We start from the raw sequence: 9,543 nt of genomic DNA on the forward strand, positions 1-9,543 counted from the left end.
GCCGTCACCCGTCCGGGGACGGCTCCGCACGGGTGACGGGCGGGGCGGTGCGGGCCCGATCTCCCGGGCGGCGGCTCGGCGCGGTGTCACCATCTGGGGCGTATCCGGCACGATTCGACCGGTTCCCCCTGGAGGATCCCCGTATGAGCCGCCGTACCCACCGCCCCGTCCTCCTCACGGCCCTGGTGCTCGCCGTCGCCCCGCTCGCCGGTTGCGGCGGCGTCGACGCCGGGACCGGCGGGCCCGGCCCAGTGGCCGTCGCGCCCCCGCCGCCCGAGAAGGCCTTCGGCCAGGCCTGCGCGGCGATGCCCGGCGACGGCGCCGGCAGCCTGGACGCGATGGGCCGTCTGCCGGTGCTGGGCGCGATCGACCAGACCAAGGACCTCTCCCAGTTGTCCGCCCTGGTCAAGACGGCCAAGGCGAAGGACATCTTCGACTCGATGGAGAACGTCACCGTCTTCGCGCCGAACGACGCGGCCTTCGCCAAGCTGAGCGAGGACCAGAAGAAGGCCCTCGCCACCCAGCAGGGCGCCGGCGACCTGGTGCGCAAGCTCATCGTCGTCCGCGACCTGCGCAAGGACGACCTCCAGGACAAGCAGTACACCTCGCTCCAGGGCGCCGCGATCAAGGCCACCGGCAGCGGCGAGGACTACCGCGTCGGCGGCGCGCAGGTGCTCTGCGGCAGCATCAGGACGGCCAACGCGCGGCTCGCGATCCTGGACACCGTGCCGGTCTTCGGCTGACGCTCCGCCACATGTGCCCCGGGGAAGGGCGGCCCCGCCCCGCCCCGGGGAACGCTCCACCCGATTGCGCCGAACGGTGACCGGGATGGGCCGAAAGCGCGGATTCCGGCACAAAAGCTGACTGACACGTCATCAGGTCGTCCCAATGGGCGCTCCCTCTCGGCAGTCTCTGATCTCATCTGCGGGCATTCGCCTGATTTGTCGTGTTGTCCGCCCAGCTGTGCCCGTGCGTGCACGGTCGCGAGAGGAGACGCCGGATGGCCCCGGTGAGGTCGTTGCTCGGCGCTCGGTTCCGGACCACGATGCGCGGCGCGCTCGCGCTCCTGTGCCTGGTCCCCCAGGGCGGACTGGCGCTCGCCGCCGCCCCGCCCGCCTACGGTCCGCAGGGCCTGCCCCGGGAGGAGCGCGCGCTGACCGCGTGCACACCGACCGGCAGCTTCACCAACTGCACCCGCGTCACCTACAGCGGCGGCGACCAGACCTTCACCGTGCCGGCCGGCGTGACCGCCGTCTACGCCCGGGTGTTCGGCGCCGGCGGCGCCGGCTCCCCCCGCGCCTACTACACCGGCCAGTACGGCGGCGGCGGTGGCGGCTACACCACCGGCACCCTGGCGGTGACGCCCGGTCAGGCGCTCACCCTCACCGTCGGCCAGGGCGGCCGGATGAACAGCACCACCTCCTCGTACGGCGGCGGCGGCGCCGGCGGTCAGGGCTTCACGGCCGCCAACGGATCCAGCGCGACCGGCGGCAGCGGCGGCGGCATGAGCGCCGTGTGGAACGGCGCCTCCGGCACCAACCCGCTGGTGGTGGCCGGTGGCGGCGGCGGCTCCTCCCCCGGCGCCGACGCCACCACCCCGGCGGCGGGCGGCGGCGGTGGCAGCAACGGCGGCCAGGACAACCAGCCCGCCGCCTCCGGCCGGGGCGGCACCCAGAGCGCGGGCGGCGCCGCCGCCACCCAGACGGCGTGCGCGGCCCCCACCGCCGGAGCCCAGTACCAGGGCGGCCGCGGCGCCTCCAGTCCGCAGAACGAGGGCGGCGGCGGAGGCGGCGGCGGCTACTACGGCGGTGGCGGCGGCGCCTGCCAGCGCGGCGGCACGCTCGACGCCAACGGCATGGGCGGCGGCGGCTCCGGCTACAACCGCGGCACCGGCGTCACCAACACGCAGACCTCCAACGGCACCAACAGCAGCGGCAACGGCGTCGGCGGCACCTCGGGCGGCCGCAGCGACGCCCAGTACACCAGCGGCAGCGGAATCGGCGACGGCGGCGGCTACACCGACGGCGGCAACGGCGAGATCGTCCTCGAATGGGTCACCCAGGTCGGCCTGTCCGTGAGGAAGACCGCCTCCCCCACCACCTACGTCCCGGGACAGCGGCTCACCTACACCTTCGTGGTGAGCAACGCCGGACCCGCGCCGGCCGTCAACACCGCCGTCCGCGACGCGCTGCCGTCCGCGCTGTCCGGGTTCACCTGGACCTGCGCGTCCGGCGGCACCGGCAGCAGCTGCGGCGCCGCGAGCGGCACCGGCAACCTGGACACGACGGCCACGATCGCGGCCAACAGCTCCGTGACGTACACGGTCACGGGCACCGTCCCCTCCTCCACCACCGGCACCCTGTCGAACACCGCGACCGTGACCCGACCGGCCGCCAGCACCGACCCCAACTGCGGCCCGACCTGCTCCAGCACCGTCGACACCCCCGGACGCGTCACCACCGGCCTGTCGGTCACCAAGACCCCCGACAAGAACCCGTACGTGCCCGGCCAGCCGCTCACCTACACCATCGTGGTCAAGAACGACGGCCCCTCGGACGCCGTCGGCACCTCGGTCAAGGACACCCTGCCCACCACGATCCGGAACTTCACCTGGACCTGCACGGCCGCCGGGGGCGGCAGCTGCGGCACCCCCGCCTCCGGCACCGGCGACATCAACACCACCGTCGACCTCCCGGCGGGCGGCCAGGTCACCTACCGCCTCACCGGCACCGTCCCGGCGGACGCCACCGGCTCCCTCGACAACCGGGCGACCGTCACCCCGCCGGGCGGCACCACCGATCCGAACTGCTCCCCCAGCTGCACCAGCACCGCCAACCCCGTCCCGCCCGCCAACCAGGCCAACCTGGTCGTCTCCAAGACGCTGCTGACCAGCCCCGTGGTACCCGGCCAGCAGGTCAAGTGGCAGGTCAAAGTCACCAACAACGGCCCGTCCCGCGCCCGCAACGTCGTGGTGACGGACCAGGTCCCGGCCGGTGTGACCGCCGCGAGCATGGCCAACGACCAGGACGGCACCGCCTGCCCGATCAGCGGCGGCACCGCCACCTGCCCCGCCGTCGAGATCGCGGTGAACGGCACCGCCAGCTGGACCCTCACCGGCACGCTCGACCCCAACGCGACCGCCACGCCGACCAACACGGCACTGGTCACCGGCGGCCCCGACCCCTCGGCCTCGACCCGCACCGCCGTCGCCTCCCCGACCAAGAGCCCCTCGCCGCAGGCCAACCTCACCATCTCGAAGACGCTGCTGACCAACCCGGTCGTCCCCGGCGCGCAGATCCAGTGGCGGGTGACGGTGACCAACAACGGGCCGTCCCGGGCCCGGAACGTCGTCGTGACCGACCAGGTGCCGGCGGGCGTCACCGGCGCCTCCATGCGCCAGGGTGTCGACGGGGCGAACTGCCCGATCAGCGGCGGCACCGCCACCTGCCCCGCGGTCGAGATCCCGGCCGGCTCCTCGCAGACCTGGACCCTCACGGGCACCCTGGACCCGAACGCCACCGTGACACCCACCAACACGGCGGTGGTCACCGGCGGTCCCGACCCGGGGGCCACCGCCCGAACCGCGGTCGCCTCCCCGACCGCGAGCCCCTCGCCGCAGGCCAACCTCACCGTCTCCAAGTCGCTGCTCACCAGCCCGGTCGTGCCGGGTCAGCCGGTCCAGTGGCGGGTGACCGTGACCAACAACGGACCGTCCCGGGCCCGGAACGTGGTCGTGACGGACCAGGTGCCGGCCGGGGTCAGCGGCGCGTCGATGACCGCCGACACGGGTGGGGCCAATTGCCCGATCAGCGGCGGGGTCGCCACCTGCCCGGCGGTCGAGATCCCGGCGGGTTCGTCGCTGAGCTGGACCCTCACCGGGACCCTGGACGCCAACGCCACCACCACGCCCACGAACACAGTGACGGTCACCGGCGGTCCGGACCCGGCGGCCTCCTCCCACACGGCCGTGGCAACACCTTCGGGCTCGCCGTCGCCGCAGGCCAACCTCAAGGTCAGCAAGTCCCTGGTGACCAACCCGGTGGTGCCCGGACAGCGGATCGAGTGGCGGGTCAACATCTTCAACGCCGGTCCGTCGCGGGCCCGGAACGTGGCCGTCACCGACACCGTCCCCGCCGGGGTGAACAACCCCGTGATGACGGCTCCGGACGGCAGCACCTGCCCGATCAGCGGCGGCACCGCCACCTGCCCCGCGGTCGAGATCCCGGCCGGACAGGCGCTGAACTGGACGCTGACCGGCACGCTGGACCCGAACGCGACGGCGACTCCGACGAACACGGTGACGGTCACCGGCGGCCCGGACCCGACCGCGTCGACCCACACGGCGGTGGCTTCGCCTTCGGGCTCGCCGTCGCCGCAGGCGAACCTGACGGTGTCGAAGTCGCTGCTGACCAACCCCGTCGTACCGGGCCAGCAGATCCAGTGGCGCGTCACCGTCACCAACAACGGACCCTCGCGGGCCCGCGACGTGGTGGTGCGGGACCAGATTCCCGCCGGGGTCAACGGCGCCGTGATGACCGCCTCGGACGGGACCGGCTGCCCGATCAGCGGCGGCACCGCCACCTGCCCCGCGGTCGAGATCCCGGCCGGCTCCTCCCAGACCTGGACCCTGACCGGGACCCTCGACGCCAACGCGACCACCACGCCGGCCAACATGGTGACGGTCACCGGCGGCCCCGATCCCACGGCGTCCACCCACACGGCCGTGGCATCACCCTCGGGCTCGCCCTCGCCGCAGGCCAACCTCACCGTCTCCAAGGTCCTGCTCACCGACCCGGTGGTTCCCGGCCGCCAGATCCAGTGGCGGGTCACCGTCACCAACAACGGACCCTCCCGCGCCCGGAACGTGGTCGTCACCGACCAGGTACCGGCCGGGGTCAACAACCCCGTGATGACCGCCTCGGACGGGACCGGCTGCCCGATCATCGGCGGCACCGCCACCTGCCCGGCGGTCGAGATCCCGGCCGGCTCCTCGCAGACCTGGACCCTGACCGGCACGCTCGACGCCAACGCGACCTCGACGCCCGTGAACTCGGTGACGGTCAGCGGCGGCCCGGACCCGTCGGCATCCACCCGGACGGCGGTCGCCTCGCCGACCACCAGCCCCTCGCCGCAGGCGAACCTGACGGTTTCGAAGTCGCTGCTCACCAACCCCGTCGTACCGGGCCAGCAGATCCAGTGGCGGGTCACCGTCACCAACAACGGACCGTCGCGGGCGCGCGACGTGGTGGTGCGGGACCAGGTGCCGGCCGGAGTCAGCGGCGCGTCGATGACCGCCGACACGGGTGGGGCCAACTGCCCGATCAGCGGCGGGGTCGCCACCTGCCCGGCGGTGGAGATCCCGGCGGGTTCGTCGCTGAGCTGGACCCTCACCGGGACCCTGGACGCCAACGCCACCACCACGCCGACGAACACGGCCACGGTCACCGGCGGCCCCGACCCGGCCACACCGACCCACACGGCCGTCGCCTCACCGACCAACACGCCCGCGCCGCAGGCGAACCTGACGGTGTCGAAGTCGCTGCTCACCAACCCCGTCGTACCGGGCCAGCAGATCCAGTGGCGCGTCACCGTCACCAACAACGGACCCTCCCGCGCCCGGGACGTCGTGGTGACGGACCAGGTGCCGACGGGCATCACCGGCGCGACGATGACCGCCGATACGGGTGGGGCCAACTGTCCGATCAGCAGCGGGGTCGCCACCTGCCCGGCGGTCGAGATCCCGGCGGGGCAGACCCTCACCTGGACGCTCGGCGGCACGCTGGACGCCAACGCGACCACCACGCCGACGAACACGGCCACGGTCACCGGCGGCCCGGACCCGGCCACACCGACCCACACGGCCGTCGCCTCACCGACCAACACGCCCGCGCCGCAGGCGAACCTGACGGTGTCGAAGTCGCTGCTCACCAACCCCGTCGTACCGGGCCAGCAGATCCAGTGGCGCGTCACCGTCACCAACAACGGACCCTCCCGCGCGCGGAACGTGGTCGTCACCGACCAGGTGCCAGCCGGGGTCGGCAATGCCTCGATGGCGGCGGCCGACGGCACTCCGTGTCCCATCAGCGGCGGTACGGCTACCTGCCCCGCCGTCGAGATCCAGGCCGGACAGACCCTGACCTGGACACTCACCGGCACGCTCGACGCCAACGCGACCACGACTCCGCCCAACAGTGCGACTGTCACCGGCGGGCCCGACCCGGCCACACCGACACACACCGCCGTCGCCTCACCCACCAACACACCCGCGCCGCAGGCCAACCTGACGGTGTCGAAGGTGCTGCTCACCAACCCCGTCGTGCCCGGGCAGCAGATCCAGTGGCGCGTCAGCGTCACCAACAACGGACCCTCGCGGGCGCGGGGCGTCGTGGTCACCGACACCGTTCCCGCGGGTGTCACCGGTGCGAGCATGAAGGCAGACGCCGACAACACGCCCTGCCCGATCAACAACGGAACGGCAACCTGCCCCGCCGTCGAGATCCCCGTCGGCCAGACCCTCACCTGGACGCTCACCGGAACACTGGCCCAGGACGCCACGGCCACACCGACGAACACCGCGACGGTCACCGGCGGACCCGACCCGTCGGTGCCCACACACACAGCGGTGGCCTCGCCGACGAACTCGCCCACTCCGCAGGCGAATCTGACCACGTCGAAGGTCCTTCTCACCAACCCCGTCGTGCCGGGACAACAGATCCAGTGGCGAGTCAGCGTGACCAACAACGGCCCCTCCCGCGCCCGGGACGTCGTGGTCACCGACCAGGTACCGGCCGGGGTCAACAGCGCCACGATGAAGGCGGACGCCGACGGAGCCAACTGCCCGATCAGCAACGGTCTTGCGACCTGTCCGGCGGTGGAGATGCCGGTAGGACAGACGCTGACCTGGACGCTCACCGGCACGCTGGCCCAGGACGCCACGGCCACGCCGGCCAACACCGCCACGGTCACCGGCGGACCCGACCCGTCGGTGCCCACACACACAGCGGTGGCCTCGCCGACGAACTCGCCCACTCCGCAGGCCAACCTCACCGTGTCGAAGGCTCTGCTCACCAACCCGGTCGTACCCGGCCAGCAGATCCAGTGGCGCGTGACCGTCACCAACAACGGACCCTCGCGGGCCCGGGACGTCGTCGTCACCGACACCGTCCCAGCCGGGGTGAACAACGCCTCGATGGCGGCCACAGACGGGACCAACTGTCCGATCAGCGGTGGCACGGCGACCTGCCCGGCCGTCGAGATCCCGGCCGGCTCCTCGGTCGCCTGGACACTGACCGGCACGCTCGACGCCAACGCGACGACAACTCCGGCCAACACCGCCACGGTCACCGGCGGACCCGACCCGGCCACACCAACGCACACCGCCGTCGCCAGCCCCACCAACACGCCTTCGGCACAGGCCAACCTCACCGTCTCCAAGGCACTGCTCACCGATCCGGTAGTGCCCGGCCAGCAGATCCAGTGGCGCGTGACCGTCTCCAACAACGGACCCTCCCGCGCCCGGGACGTGGTCGTCACCGACACCGTTCCGGCCGGGGTCAACAACGCCGCGATGACAGCGTCCGACGGAACCAACTGCCCAATCAGCGGTAGCACGGCGACCTGCCCCGCCGTCGAGATCCCGGCCGGCTCCTCGATGATGTGGACGCTCACCGGAACCCTCGACGCCAACGCGACCGTCACTCCGACCAACACCGTGACCGTCACCGGCGGACCGGACCCCGCAACCCCGACCCACACCGCCGTCGCCTCACCGACCAACACGCCTTCGACGCAGGCCGACCTCACCGTCTCCAAGGCACTGCTCACCAACCCCGTGGTGCCCGGGCAGCAGATCCAGTGGCGCGTGACCGTCTCCAACAACGGACCCTCCCGCGCCCGGGACGTCGTCGTCACCGACACCGTTCCGACGGGTGTCACCGGTGCGAGCATGAAGGCGGACGCCGACAACACGCCTTGCCCCATCAGTAATGGCACGGCGACCTGCCCCGCCGTCGAGATCCCAGCCGGGTCCTCGATGACGTGGACGCTCACCGGAACCCTCGACGCCAACGCGACCACCACACCGACGAACACGGCCACAGTCACCGGCGGCCCCGACCCGGCCACCCCGACTCACACCGCCGTCGCCTCACCGACCGCCAGCCCCTCGCCGCAAGCCAACCTCACCGTGTCCAAGGCGCTGCTCACCAACCCCGTCGTCCCCGGCCAGCAGATCCAGTGGCGCGTGACCGTCACCAACAACGGACCCTCGCGGGCCCGGGACGTCATCGTCACCGACACCGTCCCAGCCGGGGTCAACAACCCGGCCATGGCAGCCGCCGACGGCACCAACTGCCCGATCAACGGCGGCACAGCAACCTGCCCCGCCGTCGAGATCCCGGCCGGCTCCTCCGCGACGTGGACGCTCACCGGAACCCTCGATGCCAACGCGACCGTGACGCCGACCAACACCGCCACGGTCACCGGCGGACCCGACCCAGCGACCCCGACCCACACAGCTGTCGCCAGGCCCAGCAACTCGCCCACGGCACAGGCCGATCTGACCGTGTCGAAGGTCCTCCTCACCAACCCGGTCGTACCCGGCCAGCAGATCCAGTGGCAGGTGAGTGTCACCAACAACGGACCCTCCCGTGCCCGGGACGTCATCGTCACCGACACCGTCCCAGCCGGAGTCAACAACCCGGCCATGACAGCGGCCGACGGAACCAACTGTCCGATCAACGGCGGCACGGCGACCTGCCCGGCAGTAGAGATCCCGGTCGGACAGACCCTCACCTGGACGCTCACCGGCGCGCTGTCCCAGGACGCCACAGTCACACCGACCAACACGGTCACAGTTACGGGCGGCCCCGACCCCGCCACACCGACGCACACCGCGGTCGCCTCACCGACCAACACGCCTTCGACGCAGGCGAATCTGACCGTGTCGAAAGTGCTGCTGACCGATCCGGTCGTCCCCGGGCAGCAGATCCAGTGGCAGGTCAGCGTGACGAACAACGGACCCTCCCGGGCCCGGGACGTCGTCGTCACCGACCAGGTACCGGCCGGCGTCAACAACGCCACGATGACGGCCGGCAACGGAACCAACTGCCCGATCAACAACGGCACAGCCACCTGCCCGGCAGTTGAAATCCCGGCCGGCTCGACCTTGAGCTGGACGCTGACCGGCACGCTCGAAGCCAACGCGACCGTCACGCCCACCAACACCGTGACCGTCACCGGCGGCCCCGACCCCGCGACGCCCACCCACACCGCCGTCGCCACGCCGACCAACACGCCTTCGACGCAGGCCAACCTCACCGTCTCCAAGGCCCTGCTCACCGATCCGGTAGTGCCCGGGCAGCAGATCCAGTGGCAGGTCACCGTGACGAACAACGGACCCTCCCGGGCGCGTGACGTGGTCGTCACCGACACCCTTCCCGCCGGGGTCAACAACGCCGCGATGACAGCGGCCGACGGAACCACCTGTCCGATCAGCAACGGAACGGCGACCTGCCCGGCAGTAGAGATCCCGGTCGGACAGAC

At 72.2% G+C, this 9,543-nt stretch carries 2 protein-coding genes; both read left to right on the forward strand.

Features of this window, described 5'->3' with window-relative positions:
- Positions 1 to 143: 143 nt before the first annotated feature.
- Entirely contained in the window at positions 144 to 743 is a 600-nt protein-coding gene (locus BI06_RS32050) for a fasciclin domain-containing protein (protein WP_051742378.1), read from the forward strand.
- A gap of 257 nt (positions 744 to 1,000) precedes the next feature.
- Positions 1,001 to 9,543, forward strand: an 8,543-nt coding sequence (locus tag BI06_RS48645) for a glycine-rich protein (protein WP_043474040.1), incomplete at its 3' end; no start/stop codon positions are given.

It is taken from the genome of Kitasatospora sp. MBT66 (assembly GCF_000710405.2).
Lineage (GTDB): Bacteria > Actinomycetota > Actinomycetes > Streptomycetales > Streptomycetaceae > Kitasatospora > Kitasatospora purpeofusca.